19 protein-coding genes are annotated in these 22,703 nt (G+C 41.7%); 7 read left to right on the top strand and 12 right to left on the bottom strand.

What is annotated here, in order from left to right; genetic code table 11:
• Positions 1-172: 172 nt before the first annotated feature.
• The 6 genes from csrA to L1272_RS16635 all read right to left on the bottom strand — a co-directional run bounded on the left by csrA (position 173) and on the right by L1272_RS16635 (position 6,251).
• Positions 173-364, bottom strand: a complete 192-nt coding sequence (gene csrA / locus L1272_RS16660; protein ID WP_036970495.1) for a carbon storage regulator CsrA — start codon at positions 362-364, stop codon at positions 173-175.
• 93 nt (positions 365-457) lie between these two features.
• Positions 458-1,675, bottom strand: coding sequence for an aspartate kinase (locus L1272_RS16655; RefSeq protein ID WP_235373892.1), 1,218 nt, complete (start codon positions 1,673-1,675; stop codon positions 458-460).
• Positions 1,676-1,681: 6 nt separating this feature from the next.
• On the bottom strand, positions 1,682-4,282 hold the full coding sequence (gene alaS / locus L1272_RS16650) for an alanine--tRNA ligase (RefSeq protein ID WP_054551280.1): 2,601 nt from the start codon (positions 4,280-4,282) through the stop codon (positions 1,682-1,684).
• Between the two features lie 17 nt (positions 4,283-4,299).
• A complete protein-coding gene (locus tag L1272_RS16645) occupies positions 4,300-4,752 on the bottom strand; it encodes a regulatory protein RecX (RefSeq protein ID WP_054551279.1) in 453 nt (150 codons plus the stop codon).
• On the bottom strand, positions 4,752-5,546 hold the full coding sequence (locus L1272_RS16640; protein ID WP_199530056.1) for a BPSS1780 family membrane protein: 795 nt from the start codon (positions 5,544-5,546) through the stop codon (positions 4,752-4,754). Before L1272_RS16640 ends, L1272_RS16645 begins: the two co-directional genes overlap by 1 nt.
• Before the next feature lie 78 nt (positions 5,547-5,624).
• Entirely contained in the window at positions 5,625-6,251 is a 627-nt protein-coding gene (locus L1272_RS16635; RefSeq protein ID WP_054551277.1) for a GTP cyclohydrolase II, read from the bottom strand.
• Between the two features lie 456 nt (positions 6,252-6,707).
• Here L1272_RS16635 and L1272_RS16630 point away from each other — a divergent pair, with 456 nt between their 5' ends.
• Positions 6,708-7,781, top strand: coding sequence for an energy transducer TonB (locus L1272_RS16630; RefSeq protein ID WP_199530057.1), 1,074 nt, complete (start codon positions 6,708-6,710; stop codon positions 7,779-7,781).
• A 25-nt stretch (positions 7,782-7,806) separates the two neighbouring features.
• Here the strand turns inward: L1272_RS16630 and L1272_RS16625 are convergent, their stop codons facing one another.
• The 3 genes from L1272_RS16625 to L1272_RS16615 all read right to left on the bottom strand — a co-directional run bounded on the left by L1272_RS16625 (position 7,807) and on the right by L1272_RS16615 (position 9,389).
• On the bottom strand, positions 7,807-8,256 hold the full coding sequence (locus L1272_RS16625; RefSeq protein ID WP_199530058.1) for a low molecular weight protein-tyrosine-phosphatase: 450 nt from the start codon (positions 8,254-8,256) through the stop codon (positions 7,807-7,809).
• 39 nt (positions 8,257-8,295) lie between these two features.
• Positions 8,296-8,817 (bottom strand): hypothetical protein, encoded by a 522-nt coding sequence (locus L1272_RS16620; protein WP_199530059.1) that lies wholly within the window; start codon positions 8,815-8,817, stop codon positions 8,296-8,298.
• Between the two features lie 65 nt (positions 8,818-8,882).
• Positions 8,883-9,389, bottom strand: a complete 507-nt coding sequence (locus L1272_RS16615; RefSeq protein WP_054551273.1) for a DUF3087 domain-containing protein — start codon at positions 9,387-9,389, stop codon at positions 8,883-8,885.
• 106 nt (positions 9,390-9,495) lie between these two features.
• Between L1272_RS16615 and L1272_RS16610 the strand changes: the two genes are divergently transcribed.
• Genes L1272_RS16610 through L1272_RS16600 form a run of 3 tightly spaced genes read left to right on the top strand, consistent with a single transcriptional unit; the run spans position 9,496 to position 11,290 of the window.
• Complete coding sequence (locus L1272_RS16610; protein ID WP_235373891.1) at positions 9,496-10,143, top strand: energy transducer TonB; 648 nt, start codon at positions 9,496-9,498, stop codon at positions 10,141-10,143.
• Positions 10,144-10,149: 6 nt separating this feature from the next.
• Positions 10,150-10,701: an RNA polymerase sigma factor gene (locus tag L1272_RS16605; RefSeq protein ID WP_235373890.1), complete on the top strand. Its 552-nt coding sequence runs from the start codon at positions 10,150-10,152 to the stop codon at positions 10,699-10,701.
• A complete protein-coding gene (locus tag L1272_RS16600; protein WP_235373889.1) occupies positions 10,691-11,290 on the top strand; it encodes a hypothetical protein in 600 nt (199 codons plus the stop codon). The genes L1272_RS16605 and L1272_RS16600 overlap by 11 nt, the downstream gene beginning before the upstream one ends.
• Before the next feature lie 396 nt (positions 11,291-11,686).
• Here L1272_RS16600 and L1272_RS16595 read toward each other — a convergent pair whose 3' ends face one another.
• Entirely contained in the window at positions 11,687-12,433 is a 747-nt protein-coding gene (locus L1272_RS16595; RefSeq protein ID WP_166338076.1) for a hypothetical protein, read from the bottom strand.
• A 278-nt stretch (positions 12,434-12,711) separates the two neighbouring features.
• Between L1272_RS16595 and L1272_RS16590 the strand changes: the two genes are divergently transcribed.
• The gene (locus tag L1272_RS16590) at positions 12,712-13,848 is read left to right on the top strand and encodes a PQQ-dependent sugar dehydrogenase (protein WP_199530063.1); all 1,137 of its coding nucleotides are present in this window, start codon (positions 12,712-12,714) and stop codon (positions 13,846-13,848) included.
• Between the two features lie 318 nt (positions 13,849-14,166).
• Here L1272_RS16590 and L1272_RS16585 read toward each other — a convergent pair whose 3' ends face one another.
• Positions 14,167-15,543, bottom strand: a complete 1,377-nt coding sequence (locus L1272_RS16585; RefSeq protein ID WP_138601972.1) for a Na+/H+ antiporter NhaC family protein — start codon at positions 15,541-15,543, stop codon at positions 14,167-14,169.
• Positions 15,544-15,637: 94 nt separating this feature from the next.
• Positions 15,638-18,085, bottom strand: coding sequence for a penicillin binding protein PBP4B (gene pbp4b / locus L1272_RS16580; RefSeq protein WP_235373888.1), 2,448 nt, complete (start codon positions 18,083-18,085; stop codon positions 15,638-15,640).
• A 336-nt stretch (positions 18,086-18,421) separates the two neighbouring features.
• On the opposite strand from pbp4b, the gene L1272_RS16575 reads away from it, so the two are divergent.
• Together L1272_RS16575 and L1272_RS16570 are read left to right on the top strand one after the other, a co-directional pair.
• Positions 18,422-19,267 (top strand): MurR/RpiR family transcriptional regulator, encoded by an 846-nt coding sequence (locus tag L1272_RS16575; RefSeq protein ID WP_054551264.1) that lies wholly within the window; start codon positions 18,422-18,424, stop codon positions 19,265-19,267.
• Between the two features lie 378 nt (positions 19,268-19,645).
• Positions 19,646-22,687: a carboxypeptidase regulatory-like domain-containing protein gene (locus L1272_RS16570; protein ID WP_235373887.1), complete on the top strand. Its 3,042-nt coding sequence runs from the start codon at positions 19,646-19,648 to the stop codon at positions 22,685-22,687.
• The last annotated feature ends 16 nt before the right edge of the window (positions 22,688-22,703 follow it).

The following is a 22,703-nucleotide window of genomic DNA, read 5'->3' as shown; positions in this document are numbered from 1 at the left end:
ATCTACTCATGTTTTTTCCTTATATGACTTCGCTAAAAATCAAGTAAGGAATTAACATGAGTATTTTTTCAGGCAAAGCCTAAATGATGATAACCACCTACTGAAGTAGGTGGTTTAGGGCCGAAAATAAAAGAGCCACTCAGTGAGTGGCTCTTAAAATATCTGTCGCTGATTAAACGTTGCCCGGATTTGGGTTAGATTTCTCTGCTTGAATTCGCATGTAGATTTCTTCACGATGTACAGATACATCTTTCGGTGCGTTTACACCAATGCGAACTTGATTTCCTTTAACACCAAGAACAGTAACTGTTACTTCGTCACCGATCATTAGGGTTTCACCTACTCTACGAGTTAGTATTAGCATTCTCTTGCTCCCATGTTCCAAAAAATTAAAAGATTCCGCGTCAAAAACATTCTAATGAAATCTAGACTTAAAAGTAAGTAAAAACTCTAGATCTTATTCATTTTCGGTTAAAAAAACTTTGTGTAGCGCACGTACAGCCAGTTCTAAATACTTTTCGTCAATTAAAACTGATATCTTTATTTCTGATGTCGATACAAGCATCACTTTGATGTTTTCATCGGCAAGGGCATTAAAAAATAAACTTGCCACACCAGAGTGAGATTTCATCCCTACACCTACTGCAGACACCTTGGCAACATTGCTGATCCCTTTAATAGATTCTGCGCTGATACCATCTTGGTTACTGGTCAAAATTTCAAGGGCTTGCTCAAAATCATTCGTGTGCACAGTAAAAGCATAGTCTATTTTTTCAAAGTTATGATTAACTTGATTAATCATATCTATTTCGATGCCAAATTCTGCAAAAAGTTTCAAAATTTTTGCAAGGTTTTCCGTTCCTTGGTGTACGCCATTGACGTAAATCAAGCTTTCGTCACGATTAAAGGCGATACCCGACACAATGTTTGCTTGCACATCCGGCTCCTCAAAACTGATCAAGGTCCCTTGATCCGGGTTAAAACTCGATAACACTCTGAGCGGTATATTATATTTTCCTGCCGCTTCGACACTACGAATATGCAGTACCTTAGCCCCAAGACTAGCCATTTCGAGCATTTCTTCGAAGGTGACATGGCTCATACGTCGCGCATTAGGCTCAATACGTGGGTCGGTGGTGTATACCCCATCAACATCGGTGTAAATTTGACATTCATCGGCACTGATAGCGCCTGCAATCTCAACCGCAGAGGTATCAGTACCACCGCGACCAAGCGTGGTGATATTGCCTTCAATATCGCGGCCCTGAAAGCCCGCTATTATAGCAATCCGGTTATGTTCAAGTTCATGCTTTAGACGAGTCGCCGCAATCTCTTCAATCCGTGCTTTACCAAACATGTTATCGGTGCGAATGTTGACCTGATCAGCAAGTAAGCTTACCGCTGAGTGACCACGTTTAATAATAGCCATAGCGAGTAAAGAGACCGACACTTGCTCACCGGTGGTTAGCAATACATCAAGCTCACGAGCACTGGGTCTAGAATCGATTTGTTTAGCGAGTTCAATTAGACGGTTAGTTTCTCCCGACATCGCCGAGAGCACCACCACAACTTGATGGCCTTGTTGTTTGGTTTTTACAACAAGGTCGGCGACGGCCTCAATTCGCTCTATTGAGCCAACTGAGGTGCCACCGAATTTTTGGACGATAAGTGCCACTAGTGATTAAGAACGCTCAGTTAACCATGCCGTTACACTTTCTAAGGCTGCAGCTAGGTTCTCTGGCTGAGTACCACCTGCTTGCGCCATATCAGGACGACCACCGCCCTTACCGCCTACTTGTGCAGCCATGTGATTTACAAGTTCACCAGCTTTCACTTTACCTGTTAAGTCTTTAGTTACACCGGCAATTAGGCTTACTTTGTCGCCATTAGCTACACCAAGGGCAATAACACCTGAACCAATCTTCGTTTTCAGGTCATCAACCATGCCGCGTAGTGCTTTAGACTCAGTACCTGCAACATCAGCAACCAGTAGTTTAATACCGTTCACTTCAACAACAGAGTCAAGTAACGATGCACCAGCCGCACTTGCTAGCTTGTCGTTAAGCTGTGCAATTTGCTTCTCAAGGCCTTTTGATTTCTCAAGTAATGCAGTTACTTTTTCAAGTACTGTGCTGCTATCACCTTTTACTAGTGCTGCAACATCGTTTAACTGTTGTTCTTGCTCACTTACATAAGCAACCGCTTCAGCACCTGTTACCGCTTCAATACGGCGGATACCGGCTGCGATACCGCTTTCTGATACGATTTTAAATAAACCGATATCACCTGCACGCTTAACGTGAGTACCACCACATAGCTCGATTGAGTAATCACCAATGGTTACTACGCGAACTTCATCGTCGTATTTTTCACCGAATAATGCCATCGCACCTTTTGCTTTTGCATCTTCGATAGCCATTAGCTCAGTTTCAAGCGCAAAGTTACGACGGATTTCATCGTTTACTGCGCGCTCAATTTGACGTAATTCGTCTTTTGTTACCGCTTCAAAGTGAGAGAAGTCAAAACGTAAACGTTCAGGGTCAACTAGTGAGCCTTTTTGACTTACGTGCTCACCTAAAATTTGGCGTAATGTTTCATGCAAGATATGCGTTGCAGTGTGGTTTTTCTTGATGCTATCGCGACGTGCTGCATCAATTGTTGCCTCTGCTTTATCGTTTGTACCAATACGACCTTGTACACGACCATGGTGTGCAAATGCATTACCAAGTTTCGTGGTGTTAGTCACTACAAACTCACCACCAGCGACTTTTAAAACACCCGTGTCACCAACCTGACCACCTGATTCAGCGTAGAACGGTGTACGGTCTAAGATTGCGATACCTTCTTGACCATCTTCAAGTACAGAAACCGATTGACCTTCAGAGAAAAGTTCAACCACAGTACCTGTGTAATGTTCTGCATCGTAACCTTTAAAGTCTGTGTGTTTTTCAGACTTAAGTTGTTGGTTGTAATCAGCACCAAACTTACCCGCTTGCTGTGCTTGCTTACGCTGAACAGCCATACACTCTTGGAAGCCGTGCTCATCAATCGTCATGAAACGCTCACGCGCAACGTCTGCCGTTAAGTCTGCTGGGAAACCATAAGTATCGTAAAGTTTGAATACTAAGTCACCTGGGATCACATCACCTTCGATGTCAGTTAGGCTTTCTTCTAAAATAGCCAGACCACGCTCAAGTGTTTTACCAAACTGCTCTTCTTCAATACGCAGTACTTTTTCAATAATTTCTTGTTGCTTAGCAAGCTCTGGGTACGCTTGACCCATTTGCTCAATTAGCGCAGCAACTAGCTTATAGAAGAAAGCACCTTTTGCGCCTAGCTTGTTACCGTGACGAACAGCACGACGAATGATACGACGTAATACATAACCACGGCCTTCGTTTGACGGCATAACGCCATCAGACACTAAGAACGCACACGAACGAATGTGGTCAGCCACAACGCGTAACGATTTATCATCTAAATCTTGTGCGTTTGTTACTTTAGCCGCTGCTGCAATAAGCGCTTGGAATAAATCGATTTCGTAGTTTGAGTGCACGCCTTGTAAAATTGCAGAAATACGCTCAAGACCCATACCTGTATCAACAGACTGCTTAGGAAGCGGCTCCATTGTACCGTCGGCATGGCGGTTATACTGCATAAATACTAGGTTCCAGATCTCGATGAAACGGTCACCGTCTTCTTCAGGTGAACCTGGAGGACCACCCCAAATTTCTTCACCGTGATCGTAAAAGATTTCAGAACATGGACCACAAGGACCTGTATCACCCATTGACCAGAAGTTATCGCTAGTTGCAATGCGAATAATACGGTCTTCACTTAGACCCACTTCTTTATGCCAAATGTTGAAGGCTTCTTCATCATCGTGATAAATAGTAACAAGGAGCTTTTCTTGCGGTAGTTTTACAACGTCAGTTAAAAACTCCCAAGCAAATTTGATTGCGTCTTGCTTGAAGTAATCGCCAAAGCTGAAGTTACCTAGCATTTCAAAGAATGTATGGTGGCGTGCAGTGTAGCCTACGTTTTCAAGGTCGTTATGTTTACCACCTGCGCGTACACAACGTTGAGAGCTGGTTGCACGTGAATAAGGGCGGCTTTCCGCACCTAAAAATACATCTTTAAATTGCACCATACCGGCGTTATTGAATAATAACGTGGCATCGTTACCCGGGATCAGCGAGCTTGAAGGAACAATTTGGTGTTGTTTAGAGGCAAAAAAGTCTAAGAACTGTTGCCTGATCTGTGCGGTAGTCATATGCTGCATGTGAAAATCTCACCCGTTTATTGCTGTGCTTGCATTGCAAAATCAATTTGTTCGTAATTAAAGCCTCGATACATCAAGTAGCGTACACGTTTCGCTCTTTCTTTCTGGTCGAGTTCTTTACCTGAATTTGAAAACTTCTTTAAATATGCGTCCTTTGCGAGTTCGAACCAATCGACTTCGAACTCCTCGAGCGTCTTATCTAATAGTGCTCGGTCTATCCCTTTTGCCATTGCTTCGCTCTGAATGCGTTTTACACCATGATACTTAGCTAAATGGCGGCGTACAAACCCTTCGCAATAGCGCTGTTCGTTAATAAAGTTGTGTGATTCACACCAATCTAACAAGCGCTCTGTAAACTCAGGTGTCGCCTCTTTTTGCTGTAACTTTCGCGTTAAATCCCGACGCGAATAATCTTGTCGGGACAATAACCAAAGTACGTAATTCTTTAACTTTTGTTCTTTATCATCCATTACGCGTCAAAGCGTCCTGATTGTGACTGTGCTTCAGGTGCTTTTGTTTGGTCATCACCTTTTGGCACAACTGGCATAAAAATGGCCTGAAAAGACACGAAGAAGCTAATGTAACAAATTGGCATTAAAACCAATAGTGGAATAAACGATAAAGGAATACAGATCACCATTAAAACAGCGCAAATTAGGCCATAAACACCAAGTGGCGCCATATTATGGTAAAACACCATGAATGAGGTTTTTAAAACCTGAAACATATTGCTTTGCTTTTGAAAATAAACCAAAGGCACTGCATAGGCAAAAGCAGTTAAATACACACAGATCGCCAATAGAAATACCGCAACTTGCCCCATTGAAATGGTTGCTAATAAGTCTGCTATATGTGATTGGTTTTGTGGGTCGAAAGTTTGACTCGAAATAACTGCGTAGGCATCTGCAAAAATGAAATTAGATAGTAAGGCTAATAAAATACCTGCCGCCATCTGATACACGGCAACGCGCACTAAACCTATACGGTTTCCTTTATTACTAAATGGCTTAAAAATATCTGCTTGGCTGATAGTCCCGCCTTGCTGCTTTGTTAGCACTGCTTGATAAAAACCTGCCATCAAAAATGGCGTCACAAATGCACCAACAACTTGCAGTAAAGGTAGCAGCAATGCCAAAAAGCTAATTATCACGATTAGCAGATGCATTAAAATAAAAGTCAAAGGTTGCAGCTTAAAGATTTCCCACCCAGCTTTAAACCATTTAACGCCCGCATCAGCTTTAAAAATACGTACTTCGATCGACATAGTTTCTCATTCAATAACGACAAAACGCACCGAGTATAACTGGGTGCGCCGCTTGTTTATAGTCACCTGTTGTGAAATTTACTCAGGCTTTTTAATTTTTTTAATATCAAGCATGTGCGAGCCATGTTTGATTTTCGTTTCAAGGTAAGCTCGGTTACCTACCACACCCGCTTTAATGTGCGCATGAGTGCCAACCACTGAATCAACTTCAATACCCGCATCACGCAGTGCTTTGAGCTTATTTGGGTTGTTAGTCATTAACTTAACATGCTTTTGATTCAATGCTTCGAGCATTAATACCGCGTCTGAAAAATCACGTAAATCATCAGCAAAACCCAAATGGTTATTTGCTTCGTACGTATTCATACCTTGCGACTGTAATACGTAAGCATCAATCTTATTGTATAAGCCAATACCACGGCCTTCTTGGCGTAAATACAGTAAAATACCACCCTGCTGGTGCATCATCTCGATACACTCATTTAATTGCTCACCACAATCACAACGTGAAGAGTGAAATACATCGCCCGTTAAACACTCTGAATGCATTCGAATTAAAGGAACATCTTGCTCTGTGTCTGCTTGATTAAACACTAAAGCAACATGTTCTTGGCCATCATTTAAGCCACTAAAAGATACGATTTCTGCAGGGATATCACTGTTTTTGCCAACATTCAGCTGGACTCTTGCTCTTACTTGCGCCACGACAAATCCAAATTAAAAAATAAATGCGATACTGCAAATGTGATTACAACAGCTTGAGGTTGTAAGGATGCAACATACGACGAGTGATAACTAATATTGAGGCAGTTACCAGCAATTCAAGTATTATACACTCAAACCACCCCAAGATACGAGCTTTGCGCCTCGCTTTAGTGGCGCTCATCAAACACATGAAAACTCGCCGTCATACAGCTACCTAATTGAATTGTAATGCGTTTTAAAAAATCACATTCAAAATATTCGAAAAAATAGATTAGTTTAATCTCGATAAACAGTCAGACCTTGTTCAAATTGTTAATAAAAACATACTATGTATCTTAATATTCAACAGTGACACAGCGAGTGTAACTTGCTACCTTGCACCTAATGATGATAATGATTATCATCAACTAGTATTAATTCCCTTCTCTATCTCAGGGCAAAATAATAAGGAATATTATGAAAAAGAGCTCGCTTGCCTTATGCATGGCACTTTTATTTAGCCAGCAAAGCATGGCAAATGAAACGACCACACAAGAGTTTAACGACACCTACCGCGCTTATGTCGCCGCTGTAAAAAATCAGCAAGACAGTAGTGAGCTTGCAAAAAAAGCGTTTGAACTAGGCAAAAAAGTTTATGGCGAAAGCGCCGACAACACTGCGAACCTTGCTATTAACTATGCAAACAGCCTAGATAAAAGCGAGCAAGAGCAACGCTTTGAGTTATATCGTACAGCCTACGAAATACTAGAACAAAATCACGGTAAACTCAGTGTACAAGTGTATGACTCATTAATCGGCATGGCAGAATCAACACCTTCAGCTAAGCGTGCAGATACGTATTTAGATGATGTCATTGCCATTGCTGAAAAACAAAACTCCGCCAAGCTTGTTGCAGATGCAAAAATGACCGCCGCTCGTATCCTTGCATATAAAGGCACTGGTGAGCGCTATTACACAGCAAAGAAATATCTTGAAGAAGCCGATGATTACTATCAAGAGAATTTACCCAATAACGCTGTCGATCGTATTAGCGCTGACTTTTTAGTTGCCGCATTTGCAGAAAATCAACGTAAATACAGCACCGCCATTGAGCGTTTAAATCACGTGGTAAGCGTATTTGATCAAGAGCTAGACTTTGATCATCAAACCGAATTAAACGCCCATTCAAAGCTAGTTCACCTATACGAAAAAACAGGTAAAAGCGACGAAGCAACTAAACATTGCTTAGCGATTGCGAAAATGGTGCCGTGGAAAGAAAGCCAAGAACAAGAGCCGTTATATCGCGTACATCCTAAATATCCAAAATCAAAAGTTCAACGTATGGAAGATGGCAGTGTCGTAATGGAGTTCGAAGTAACCCCGTCAGGCTTTGTAGACAACATTACTGTGGTTGGCTCTGAGGGTGGCTCTGCATTTGAAAGAGAAGCTGTTAAAGCAGTAAAACAGTGGCGTTATGCCCCTAAGTTTGAAAATGGGCAAGCTATTGCTGCGACTTCTCGGGTGCAATTAGATTTTAAAATCAACAACTAAATAACAGGGTCGCAGTGCGACCCTATCATATCTTGTTAAGTAGTTTATCTGCTGCGTTCTCAATTAAATCGAGTACTTTTTCGAAGCCTTGATCGCCACCATAGTAGGGATCAGGGATCTCGTTTTCCCCTGCGTCACCATGACTTAAAAATAGCGACAGCTTATATTGTAAGTGCTCTGGACACTGGGCTGTTAAATCAGCAAGATTTTGCTTGTCGGCTGCGAGGATTAAATCAAACTCATAAAAATCAGCTTGAGTCACAGGTCGCGAATAAATTCCTTTAAAACTATAGCCGCGCTTTTCGGCTGCTGCTTTTGAGCGAGGATCTGGTGGATTACCTTGGTGATAACCAATGGTGCCAGCAGAATCAACTTTGACATTAATACCTAATGACTTTGCTCGACTACGAAGCACCGCTTCAGCTGTGGGTGAGCGGCAAATATTGCCTAAGCAAACAATCAAAATCTTCTTCATTAAAATGAACCACCTTTATTATTTGCTTCAAAAAATTGCTTAAAACTCATAACTCAAGTTGATACCACCATCAACACGTTTATCATCATCGCTTGAGGCTTCACCGTACCCTAATTCAAACCTCAATCGCCAACCGTCTTGGTTTAAGCCACTGAAATTATAGCTGTAACTAAGCCCAATACCATTAGTGGTTTCTTCATCAAACGCTTCAGCGAGAGCACAACCAATTGCGTTGGCAAATGCTGCTGTAAGTTCATCGCTATTTTGAGATTCATCGCACTGAGTATCTACTTCTCTGTTTCCTAATGCGCCAACCAGCAAGCCGATTGCATGTTTATTATTATCACTTATAGCTTGCTCAAAACCCGCAGAAAAACCATCATCAAGGCCTATCTTATAATTGCCATACCAACGCTGACTTAAGTCAGCACTAGCAACAGATACTTCAGGTATTACAAAGTACGGATAGCCACCACCAATCGAAAAACTAATATCATTAGCGCTAGCAAAAGTGGGGCCTAGTAGCAGCAACGAGACAACTGTATGTGTTATTTTTTTCATTGTTCACAATCTTTAAAATTTTGACGCAACAAAAAATAAAGCAAAATAGGTACAAAGACAACTTTTTAGTATTGATTTAGTATCTTTTCGTCATACTTATCAACATCTAAAGTTAAATTGTACTGCTGCGCAACACTATCAAGCTCAGCCTGCTTAATTGCCAACTCATCCATGGTAATAGTGTTGTCATCAAGCTGCCATAACAAACGTGACCCCGCATAACTGTATTGAATTGCTAATAAAGCATCGGCATTGCCCTCACGCCCTGCTGCTTTTAACTTTGGCATTTTACGGGTGATTTTATTCAGCGCTTTTTTAAGCTCCCACACATAGACAATTTCAGTCATGTAATCATGATTGCGGTACTTATTAAGCACAAAGCCCACCAGCAAACTACACACAACAACACCTAATAGGTTCCAATGAAAATGGCTACCGCTTGGATCAGGAAATAACGCAATTAATGTTTGTGAAATGGCTAAACTGCCAACGGCTAAAGCAATTACACAAGCAATAATTACTTGGTTTAAATGTTTACGGTAACGGGCTTTATCTATTTGAATAAGTTTCATAACAACCTAAAAAACTTGTGAAAAATAAAAAGTGAAAAAAATTTCACCCCTTTTTTATTTGCCAGCCGTTTTAGCTATGAAAGCAATTATCCAAAGAGGAACGGCTATGCATACTTTACCACTAAACTCAGCAAGCTTGAATAACAGCAATGCTGCTTTAAAGACAACCGCAGCAATTATTGGTGGTGGTGTCATGACCTTTGCAGCATTTGCATTTATGCAGTACTTAATTTCTGCTGAGCAAAGAGCCGATGTAAAAACAGGCCCAGACATCACGGTTGAAATTTATGAAGTACCGGAAGACTCAAAAGTAAAAGTAAAGCAAACACTGCCGCCACCGCCAGTTGCTAAAATGCCACCAAAAGTACCACCGCGGCCAACCATTGATACGACCGATACAGTTGTGGTAGCTGATTTAACACCAACAATGACATTCGATAACATTGGCGACACACTGAGCAAAACTATTAATCAACCAACAGGAGATGCAACGCCAATTGTGCGTATTAACCCTAAGTACCCTCCGGTAGCAGCTCGCGACGGCATTGAAGGTTGGGTGCAAATTAGCTTTAGTATTTCACCGACTGGTGAAGTGATTGATCCTGTTATTATTGATGCTGAGCCAAAACGGGTATTTGACCGTGAAGCAATTCGCGCCATTAAACGTTGGAAATATCGCCCTAAAGTTGTTGAAGGTGTGGCACAATTGCAAACAAACCAAAGCGTTCAACTTGATTTTAAAATAGATGGATAACTGCCTATGCTAATGAGCATCAAGACATGGTTATTTGACAAGCCAAACACAGATTGTTTGGCGCAGTATGCTAAAACGGGCGACAACCGTTACCTTAACCAACTCGTTGCTCAATACGGGAACGATCTTTATCACTATCTAGTTACACAAAGTGATAAAGATCTTGCCCTTGATATATGCCAGCAAACCTGGTTAAAAGTTATTGATAAACGCGACTTTTACAATGATCAGAACAACCCAAAAGCGTGGCTTTTTCGCTTAGCTCGTAATTTATTAATTGATGAATTTCGTAAGCAGCAAAAGTTCGTTGAATTAGAAGATAACCAACTATTTGCTGAATCTCAGGATGCAAGTTATCACTACGACTATGAAGCCTTTGATAAAGCACTTATGGCGCTTAGCTTTGTACAACGTGAAGCGCTGACCTTACAACAAGAAGGCTTTAGTCTCGAAGACATTGTTGCAATCACACAAAGTAACCCAGAGACCATTAAAACTCGGCTGCGATATGCCCGTCAAAACCTGAAACAACAACTAGGAGGCCTCCATGAAGCGTAACGACGAGCAACTCGATACTGATTTAAAAGCACATTTTCAAAAACGTAAGGCAGAACACAGCTTAAGCAGCGATGAGCTTTCACACATGCAAAAACCACTCTCAGCAACGCCAAGACCACAGCGCTTTTTAGGCCTGCAAATGACCGGAGTTTTTGCTGCTTTAGCGATTCTTGGTTTTGTCATGCTGCAATACAACAACCGTGAATTAACCGATGTTTACGCCGTGGATTTATCAGATTATCAATGGCTTGAGGTACACGAACTCGACGCCAAAGGCAGCTATGTGAGTAATCTTAAACAACAAAAACAAAACCTAGATGCGAACTACCAACAAGCATTAGCCAATCACCAAGCCCGCACCAGCTTCACTGGCCGTCTAGTCAGTGTTGATAACGACTGGTATATCGCCGACTGCGAGCAAAATGTCATCGTACAAATTAAACAATCACTCCTTGAAGAACTACAAAAACACGGCACCCTAGATACACATATTCACCAAGGTGACCTACTGGCCCTAGACCAGAACAAACAAGGCCAAATCATCGCACTCAAACAACTGACCCATGAGGCGAAAAAGTGTACGAGTTAGCGAGCTCGTAGGTTGGGTAGAGCGTAGCGAAACCCAACACACTCAGAGCAGTCAGATTTAAAAAAGTTAGCGAGCTACAAGGGGAAAGAGTAAAGGAGTACCGTAGGCGTGAAATTTATTTCGCGCGGTGGCCGCAATCCATACTCTTGTAAGTCGGGCTTTAGCCCGCCACGTATGAGTGATAAAGCATATTTCGCCATAAATGACGACCTACGTGACGTTGGTTAGAACGGAGTGAAAACCAACACACTCAGAGCTTTCAGCTATCAGATTTAAAACAACCTAGCGAGTTACAAGAGTAAAGTCGCAAGTTTTTAGGTAGCAGCTGGTTTACCCCGCGTAGTTAGTCTTCAGATGCCAGATCATTTTTCTGACATCTGATCCCTAATATCAATCTCACTCCCCTACCTTCGGCAACATGCTTTTACTAATCACTTCAAATGTATCTAAGTCTACCAGCATAGAGTAAACTTCATCGTTGTTAATAAATACAACGAATAAATTGCCTTCAGCGTTGAGGTTAGACTCTACAATGCGGTTGTAACCTGAAATAACTTCGCTGTAGTTTGAGCCATCAATCTTGCTTAGCGCGAAGGTGCGCTTATCTTTGCCATCGAGCAGTTTGTCGTTGTTGGTATCGTTTTTGATAACTTCGTAAGAAACGGCCTTAGGAGCATTGGCTTTTTGCTCATTGTAAACTCGAGTATCAAACTCTTCGTAATGGCTTAAAGCACCAAACTCTATGATCAACTGATCCGTTGTTTTAAATAGCCACTTGGCGTGATTGGTTTTGTCATTAAGAAACAAAATGTTCTTTGAGCGCGTAGGTCTGTATTTATAACCACCGCTAAAATTATTGTAAACTGTTACATCAGCTTTCACCTCGATATCCAGTTTTTCTGATTCCAACGGGATAAAGTAAAAATCACTCCCCTCGACCTTACGCGGGTAACCCAGTTTCCACTTTTCTTGCTGCTTTTCATCTTCAGCTAAGTTTAGTGTTTGTTGCTGAACATGGTTATCGGACTTTAGTAAGTAAGCAACAAAGTTATACCCTATTGCTGCTGCTCCAATGATTAAGCCCATAAGTAAAATTAGGCCGTTAACATTCCACACCCATTTAAAAAACTTTTCTGTCTTCATACGACTGGTTAAATCCTTTTAAGAATAAGAACTTGCTAAGCTAGCAGATTTAAAACAAGTTAGCGAGTTACAAAGGGAAAGAGTAAAGGAGTACCGTAGGCGTGAAATTTATTTCGCGCGATGGTTCAACGAGCCATCAGCTTTCAAACTGACGGCTAATACTCCACTCTTTACCTCGCTTTTCCTACCAATAATCGCACATTGCTCTAATGTTAATAACAATTTAATGCTGAACCAGCTAGGCTAGTAACATCGTGTTTAAATATTATGGAGTTACCATGAAAAGGTCTTTGTTTAACAGTTTAATCATTACCTCAATTAGCTTGTCGAGCTTGCAAGCGTGTGCTCAGCCGGAGCAAAAGATCCCTCTGGATGCTAGCGCTAATGACTACAAGCTAGAATTAGTAAGTGAAGGAATTCAAATTCCGTGGGGTATGGCTTGGCTTAACGAGCGTGACTTACTCGTCACCGACAGACGTGGCGAGCTTAGATTAATTCGTGATGGCAAACTCGTTGAGCAAATAGTTAAAGGCACACCTAAAGTACATGATGAAGGTCAAGGGGGCTTATTAGACATAGAGCTTGATCCGAACTTTGCCGACAATGGCTGGATTTACTTTTCGTACTCGGGCTATGAAGGCGATGGTGAGGGTTATAACACCTCGATTATGCGCGCCCGCTTTAAAGATATGGCTCTTATTGATCAGCAATTATTGTTTGATGGCGAGCCAAATATTAAAACAACAAAACACTATGGTTCGCGTATTGAGTTCGATAAACAAGGTTACTTGTACTTCTCTATTGGCGACCGTGGCAAAAGGGACGTTCACCCACAAAGCCTTGACTATGATGCAGGCAAAATTCACCGTATCAATAGCGATGGCTCTATCCCTAAATCAAACCCGTTTTATAACCATAAAACAACTCACAAAAGTATTTATTCATATGGACACCGTAACCCTCAAGGTATGGCGATGCACCCAGAAACTGGGGTTATATGGAGTCATGAACATGGCCCGCGGGGCGGCGATGAAATCAACATAGTTAAAGCAGGTGCTAACTATGGTTGGCCTGAGATCACTTATGGGATCAACTACATTGGTACAAAAATTACTGACGAAACCAGTCGCGAGGGAATGGAACAACCTGATTGGTATTGGGTGCCTTCAATTGCCCCTTCTGGAATGGAATTTATCACCAGCGATAAATACCCGCAGTGGCAAGGTCAAATTGCCATAGGTTCGATGAAGTTTGGTCACCTTGTTTTGGTGAAACTTGATGGTGACAAAGTAACAGGCCACAGCAAGGTATTTGAAGGTGTAGGTCGCGTGCGCAGCCTTGCCACTCACCCTAATGGTGATTTATACCTAGGTGTTGATGGTGTCGGTGTTTATAAGGTTGTACCTAAATCGTAGGTTGGATAGAGCGAAGCGAAACCCAACACCTCAGAGCTATCAGCTTTCAGCCGTCAGCTATCAGATTTAAAACGAGTTAGCGAGTTACAAGGGGAAAGAGTAAAGGAATACCGTAGGCGTGAATTTTATTTCGCGCGATGGTTCAACGAGCCATCAGCTTTCAAACTGACGGCTGACGGCTGACGGCTGACGGCTGACGGCTGACGGCTGACGGCTGACGGCTATCAAACTTGAACATACGACTTACGTTACAAGCAATAAAAAACCACAGACTCCTCTGTGGTTTTCTACTTATAACTTAAAGCTTTCAGCTATTACTTATAAAACAATTATGCTTGTCACTAGGTAAGCAATAAAAGTTAGCGCACCGCCGAATAAGGCATATGGCATTTGAGTTTTTACGTGCGTTAATAAATCACAGCCTGATGCAATGGCCGATACTGCGCTGGTATCTGAAATTGGCGAGCAGTGATCGCCAAACACACCACCACCTAAAATAGCAGCAATGACCAATGAAGGTGGTAAACCTAATGCTTGAATGAGCGGTACACCAATTGGAATAAGTATTGCGAAAGTGCCCCACGAGGTACCTGTGGTAAATGAAATTACTGCACCGGTTAAAAACAGCACTGGCACAACCAAGTAAATAGGTAAGAAATCACCGACTAGTCCGGCTACAAACACACCCGTACCTAGGTCTTTTAAGCTTGCACCTAAAGTGAGTGAAAGTAATACAATAGACACTAATGGCAGTAACTCACCCATTCCTTTAAAGCCAATATCAACCAGCTTATGATGCGTAAATTCACGCGAGCTAATCATTAAAAAGTAAGCCACAACACAAGCTAAAATAGTTGCATACAGTACTGATTTAGAGCCGCTGCCGCTGGCAATATCGCCATCGCCAGTCCAGAACATAAAGCCAACCATGCTACCAATTAAAGTGATAAGTGGCACAAGCATGTAACGCGCTTTTGAGCCTTTGACTTCTTCTGCAAGCTCCGTTTCTTGTTGTTCAAAATTTTCTTCTGCTTGCTTTAATGGGCCATGTACCTTGTCGAAAGTAATCGTATAAAACACGATAAGTAGCGCGATAATGGCATAGAAGTTATAACCAATACTGCCCCATAATACCGATACAGCTGACTCTTCCATTTCGTAGTTGCCAAGCAAGCCCAACACATAAGCGCCCCAACCATTTAGCAAGATTAAGATACACACAGGTGCACTAGTACTATCGATAATGTAAGCAAGGCGCGCTCGGCTCATTTTAAATTTATCAAACAAACCACGCGATAAAATCCCCGAGGTTAATACACTTAAATTCGATTCAATGAACACCGCAATACCTGAGAACATGGTTAAGTAACCCACTTGGCGCTTACTTTTTGCAACCCCTTTGTTCATCAGTAAATTAACCGTCGCAGCCACACCGCCAGATTCACGAATGTAGGCAAGTAAAGCACCGATTAGAACACTAAAAATAAGGATACGGCTATTACCAGGGGAGCTGGCAACTTCAATGACTCGCTCTATGGTATTGATAAAGGTGAAAAACAAGGTATTACCTTCACCATTCAGAGCAAGTAAAAACTCAGACGACGCAACCGCGACCAATAACGCCATGATCACTTCTTTGCGCCAAAACACAATTAAGATAGCAATCAAGGGTGGTAAAATTGAATACCAAGACATAAAAACCCTTTTAAATTAAGAACAACATTTTATTTTTATTATGCGAAAACTTGCTAAGCTTAATGGCTTTGCCACCAAACTCAACTTAATTCGACTAGTGATTTAATATACTCTCATAAATCAGTGAGATAATAGAGCCATACTTACCTGTTTCAAAACGCTTGCCGACAAACTGGTAATTTTTTTGCGAGCCTTCAATAGGGGTATGACGCGCATTGGTTAGTAGTACAATAGCAAGGTCGTATTCGGGGTCAATAACGGTTACAGTGCCTGTCCAGCCCGTATGACCAAAAGCCCGCGGGCTAGCATAAGGGCCAAAATGCCATTTGCGCGCTTGATGCCCAGCGCGTCGCCACCCTAACCCATAGGTCTCATCGCTTGCTTGGGAGTTTGTGAATTGTTCAAGTACTTGTGGCGTAAAAATTTGTTTGTTGTCGTAACCGCCACCATTGAGTAACACCTGCATAAGTACGGACAAGTCACCAGCGGTACTAAATAGCCCCGCATGCCCCGCTACACCACCTAAAGCATAAAAGGCTTTTTCATCATGTACTTCACCTTGCAGTACATTGGTTCGAATGTTTTCAAACTCAATGCGACCACCTCGGGTGTTGCCGTTAATCTCAGTAGCGGCAATCTGTGAAGCTAAAAAGCCTTTTTGCAATGGATTATAAACCGTATGTGTTAAACCAAGCGGCTGATAAACTTGGCTCTCAACATAGGTATCGAGCGCCATACCGCTGATACGCTCAACTAATACACCAAGCAACATATAATCGATATCAGAATATAGGTGTTTTACGTTACGACCAGCCACAAAAGGCACGCCTGTTAATAACAGGTTTTTAGTACGCAGGCTGTTTTGAGAAAAAAAGCGCTCACCAAATTTATTGTCTTTACGATGAAAATCGACCACGGCTGGGTAACCCGCACTGTGGGTGAGTAAATCTTTTACTAAGCGCTGTTCACGGCCGCTGCCCCTAAATTCTGGTAGGTAATAAAACAGTGGCTTTTCTACGTCGAGTTTCCCTTCGCTGACAAGCTTCATCAGTGCAAAGTTAGTGGCAAACATTTTTGAATTTGAAGCTATATCAAACAAGGTATCGTTTTGCATGGCTTGTGGGCTTGCAAGCTCACTGCCATCAGTATGGTACTTTTTAGCCGCGCCATAATGGCTTAGTTTGATCAACTTGCCATCTTTAATAACGGCAAGTACTGCACCCGGAAAGCCCTCTTTAATCTCTTGATTAATTAACTCATCAACGGCACTAAAACGCTTTTGACTGTTGTTTGTATCAAGCGTTGGGTAAGGAAAACGTAAGGTTAAGCTTGCCCCTTCAGGCAACACATTCTCTACCTTATAAGTGTTAATGCCATCGTGGGTGCGTTTAGCTAAACTGTATTGATATATTTTTTCAGCTGTTAATGGTGAGGCAATATTAATTTTTTCACCATTAATGAAAATATCAGCACTGGTTGCATCTTGATTTTCTATGATGATTTCACCGCGGCCTTTATAGGCTATAAAAGTGCCTCGGTCGTTCACTAGCGCGCGGCTACTCGGATCAAGCGCCGGAATACGCGCTACAACTTGTGCATTGGCCAATGTTTTTGGCGCAGGCTCAACCGCTTGCTGTTGCTGCTGATATTCTTGGAATAACCGCTCAAGCTTTTTAGGAAAGTATTTATCTAATAACGCAAATAGCACTGCGGCACTTCTTGCATCACTATTGCCACTGACATGCCAAGGCAAAAAGTGCATTTGAAAAGCACTTAGGGCATCGAGCGTTTGCGAATCAAGCTGACCCGTTGCAATCACCTCATAGCCGTAACTGCGCAATGCTTTTTGCATTAATTCAACAGAAGGTTTTGATGCACTAAATAGCTGCCAATACTTATCAACGGTGTTGCTGTCATACCACGCACCGATACCTGCTTTATACAGTTGATACCAAGGAAAACGCGGGCCTGGGTCGTTCTTACGGCTTGGGGCAATATCAGAATGGCCAATAACTTGAGTTGGGCCGATATCTGGATTACGAGCAAGAATATCTTTGCTTAGCTTGATTAGTAGTTCAATTTGTTTGGCATCATAGTCTGGAAAAATACATAACTTGCTGGCGTCGTTTTCCATTGCAAGCTTTGTTTGCTCAGGAATATGACAGCTTGGTACATTCACTATTTCAATACCAATAGAATGATCGTTTAAATCTTCTCGTCCTTGCCAAAAGCTGCGTCCGGCGTGCCATGCCCTATCTTTTTCATCAACTAGCTGAATAATTTCTAAATCATCTTTTGGGTAACTAGGATCGCCTGATTCGGGTAATAAATAATGTGAACTCAATCCCCCTTCATCCACGAGCGCACGCATTGATTTTTCGTAATCAATAGCGGTGTAATGCATCACTAAGAACTTAACACGATGGCTGTAATTAGCTGATTGTGTGTAGGTATATGGATTACTGGCACAGCTTACTAATAATGCCGCACTACTGAGATAACACAGCTGTTTAAGTAATGTTTTCAAAGGGGTAAAACTCATAACAGATTCATACCTGATGATTTAAGCATTGACGATTCTCAGCAATACAGTAGCAACACCCACTTAACATGTAAAATATTTTATTTCAAATTTAAAGAATAAAAAGCATACATTATCGCTAAGTTACTAAAAATAGGGCTTTCTCAATAATTAGTGTTGTATCTATTATGGAATAAAACTATATTATTCCATCTAAATTAAGAAAAATATTCCAAACTTAGGTCTGCTAAAACAAAAATAAGTCGTCGTGTTAAGCAAACAATGCGCCCAAGCCCTGTGTTTATAATAGAACCATGCTTTGCGTTTTGACTAAGTTAAGCAAACAAAGTGAGCCCTATGTCTACTTTTGTAAAAATTAAAGCCTTACGCCAATCTCTATCGAGCAGCGAAGCTAAGCTTGCTGACTTTACGTTAAATTCAGCGAATGCGATTCGTAATTTATCATCGGTTGAACTAGCAAAAGTGGTTGGTGTAAGCCAATCAAGTGTGGTGAAGTTTTCGCAAAAGTTAGGTTATAAAGGCTTCCCTGCTTTTAAGCTTGCAGTAATTGATGCCCTTAACGATGAAACGAGCGAACCTAAGCTACATGGCAAGATCACCCTGAATGACTCGCTAGAGCAAATCGCCGAAAAACTATTAAGCAGTAAATTGGCGGTGTTAACCGAAACAAAAAACCTCAACGAAGCGCCTGCCGTCGAAAAAGCGGTAGAGCTATTAAAATCAGCAAAACGTATTCTGATTTGTGGTTTAGGTGGCTCAGCGCTGGTTGCAAAAGATTTTTCTTATAAATTGCAAAAACTCGGTATGCCTGCAATTGCAGAGCCAGATGGGCATGCACAACTTGCGTATGTTGCGACCTTTTCGAAAGGTGATTTGGTCATCGCGATTAGTGAATCAGGTATGACTCGCGAAATTGCCGAAGTTGTTAAGCAAGCCAAGAAAAATTCAAGCTCGGTGATCTCAGTGACAAAATTTGGCAGTAGCCTTGTTGCCGACTCAGCTGATGTAAAACTTTACTCGGTTGCTGAGGGTGAGTCTGTACGTTTATCGTCAATTTTAGCGCGAACGGCACAAGATTTTGTCATTGATATTTTGTTTATAGCCCTAACGCAATCAAGCCGTCAAGGCCGTAAGTTACTAGAACATTCTAATGAAGTTGTTGGCGAATTTAAGAATAACTAATTTCTTCATTAAAGTTACTTAAATACTAAAAAGCAGCTTAGGCTGCTTTTTTTGTGTCTATTTTATATTTGTAATTAACAATACATTTTTACCCTCTAAATCATTTACTCGTTTAGCTAAGGTACTGACCAAAAAGTCATAATTTCTTACAAAGTTTTGCTAACACTAAATTAGCCACTCGCTAAGGCTAGTTATTGCTAAGCTTTACCTAAAATCGGTTATATATTTTATTCCTAAAAACACACCTTAAAATAAAAAAATATTCTTGACCACATTCAATAACACCTGTTTAATATATGGGCAACATAATTTTAAAGTTCATAAGTCTCAATTGGGTAAGTAGTCCAGCAAAGCATATAAATATAAGGACGGGAAACAATGAAACAACATGCATCCACACTCGCAATGAGCTATATAGCAAAAGCGACTAGCAATGCACTTCGCGCAAAGAAAACAGCCTTAACCGGTGCTGTTATGGCCGCGGCACTCGCCAGCGCGCCAGCCTTTGCAAATCTAACCGGGGGGATCAAAGGTAAGGTATCATCACCAGAAGCACAGCAGTCACTGGCGGGGATCACCGTTACAGCAAAAAGTAATGTGATGCCAAAACCACGTACTGTCGTTACACGAGAAGACGGCAGCTACGACTTACCACAATTAAAACCGGGTACTTATGAACTGACTTTCACCGATAAAAACGGTGTAACTCAAACCATGACTGTGGATGTTTTACTTGAACAAACTTCGAGCCTAAACGTCACTATGGGTGGTGCTAACGAAAACGTTGAAGTCATCACGGTTACCGGCAGTAAATTATTCCGCCAAGGTAAGTCTGCACTAACTAACTCATTAGGTGAAGAAGCAATCAACAGCGTGCCTGTTGGTCAAGATTATCGTGACCTATTAAAACTTGTACCGGGTGTTGAGCTTTCGGCAAATACAATTTTAGGTCCGTCAGCGGGTGGTTCTGGGGTTGATAACTCTTATGGATTTGACGGTGTAAATGTTTCAATGCCAATGTTTGGTAACTTAGCATCAGAGCCATCAACTCACGACGTTGCTTACGTTACTATGGACCGCGGTGGTGCAAAAGCGGTTGGTTTTAACCGCTCAGGCGGCTTCTCAATTAACACCGTATCAAAATCAGGTACTGACGAGTTTCACGGCAATGTAGAATACAAAGTACAACCAAAAAGCTTTGTTGCAACACCTGTTGGTGAAGAAAGCTATGAGCTCGATAAAAGCTGGTTAACAGCAAGCTTAGGCGGCCCACTTATTGAGGATACCTTATATTTCTATACCTCTTATTATCGCCCAGAAGAAACTCGCTCGAATAAAGATACTGCCTATGGTGGCGTTAAAGAATATGAAAGTATCCGCGATGAATACTTTGGTAAATTAACTTGGGCGCCAACTGACGATATTTTAATTAATATTTCACAACGTACATCCGACAAAGAAGTTAAAGGTGATTCAATTGGCGCTTACGAAACTGACAGTGTATCTGTCGGTAGTAAAGCTGACCAAGATATTTTTACTTTAGATGGCTCTTGGATTTTAGGCTCTGCAACCACTCTATCATTCCAATACAGTAAGTTTGAATTAGAAACAGGTTCGAAACCAGATACAGAGTTGAGTGTCGTACCTTCATTAAATAGTCAGCTTGATGTTAACAACCTTACTCAGATGGGTTACTTCTCGGTACCAAGCCTTAGAGACTATGATCCTGAAGAAGGCTTCACTGAAGAACAAATTGCTATTTACAATGCTGGAGCTACCGGATTAATTAATACCTACGGTTACACGGAAGATGGAGTGTTAAAAGGCGGTGGTGGAGTTGGCGCTTATTCACAATATGACAATATTAACTTCTATCGTGATTCGTTTGAAATTAGCTTAGAGCATGAATTTGACTGGGGTGACACATACCACACGCTTCACTTTGGTGCTAAGTGGGAAGAAAGTGAAGAGCAACTTACCCGATTATCAAATGGCTGGGGACGCATCTCTTACCTTGGCGGTTTAGTCGATGCTGATGCAGACACTGAGGGCTTTGACCCTGCCGATGCCATTTATCGCGCACATGTACAACAAATGAGTCTGGCAACCGAAGATGGAAGCACAGTCTCAGGTATCGATTCTGAAATGCGCAGCCTCAATTTCGAAATAAACGATACTATTGAGCATGGTGACTGGACTTATAATATCGGTTTACTTGTGAGCCAAGATACTTGGTACGGACAAGGCTTAAAAGCGAAGTCAGGAACCGTTTCAGGTTATGAGTTGGCTCCAGGAAATAAGTACGAAATGTATAAAACAGATTGGAGTGATATGCTTCAACCTCGTTTAGGTGCAACCTGGACATACTCTGGCGAAGATTCAGTATTTGCGAACTTTGCTATTTATAACCCTGAAGCAAGCTCTTTGGCTCGTGCAGCTTCATGGGATCGTAATACTCGCGCTGAAATTGAATTACTACTTGATGAATCAGGTAATATTCTTTCTGCGTCACCTCGACGCGGCTCGTCAGGTAAAGCATTCCAAGAAGGCATGAAGCCTCGTCGAATTAATGAGTTCACGCTTGGTACCACTAAATACGTGGGTTCTGATTTAGTATTACGTGCTCACGTACGTCACCGTAAAGGTATGCATTTTTGGGAAGATATGCCAAACACTGCACGCTTAACTGACTACTCTGGCGTTGATGCTGATGGCGTACCGCAACATATTGCAGATAAAGGTTTATATGTAGATAACCTAGATGAAATCCGCGATGAAATTGGTGGTTCTTCTTATGTGATTGCTGAAGTCGATGGCGGTGAAACCAAATATTGGGAAGCCAGCATCGAAGCTGAATACTTAGGTGAAAACAGCTACATCAATGCTTCATATGTTTGGAGCCATTACTACGGTAATTTCGACCAAGACAATACCACAACAAGTAATGATGCAAATAACTTTATCGGCTCATCATACTATGGTGATGGTCGCGGTCGTTACTCATGGGATAACCGATACGGGACTCTTTCCGGTGATAAGCCACATAAAGTTAAAGTGTATGGTTACTACACTGTGCCGTGGGAAGCAAACATTGGTGCTTACTTTGTATTCCAATCTGGTCAAGCTTGGGAAAACTGGGATGGTACTATGTATGGTTATCCAACCAGCCATGTTAGCCGCTATGCCGAGCCTGCAGGTTCTCGAAGAACAGCAAGTCACTGGCAACTTGACTTAAACTACACCCAAGACTTTAAGTTCTCAGGTGATATGGAATTACAATTCCGCGCAGATATATTTAATGTCTTTAACCGCCAAACAGGTTACAACAAAAACCCATATGTACTTGATGAAAACTATGGTGAATCACGCAGTTACTATAACCCGCGTAGTTTGCAGCTTTCAGTTAACTTCAAGTTCTAAGTTAATCAATCCTGTT

This window comes from Pseudoalteromonas sp. PAST1 (assembly GCF_021532515.1).
In the GTDB taxonomy this organism is placed as follows: domain Bacteria; phylum Pseudomonadota; class Gammaproteobacteria; order Enterobacterales; family Alteromonadaceae; genus Pseudoalteromonas; species Pseudoalteromonas simplex.
The sequence above is the reverse complement of the archived record's forward strand: the minus strand, read 5'-3'. Positions and strand labels throughout refer to the sequence as shown.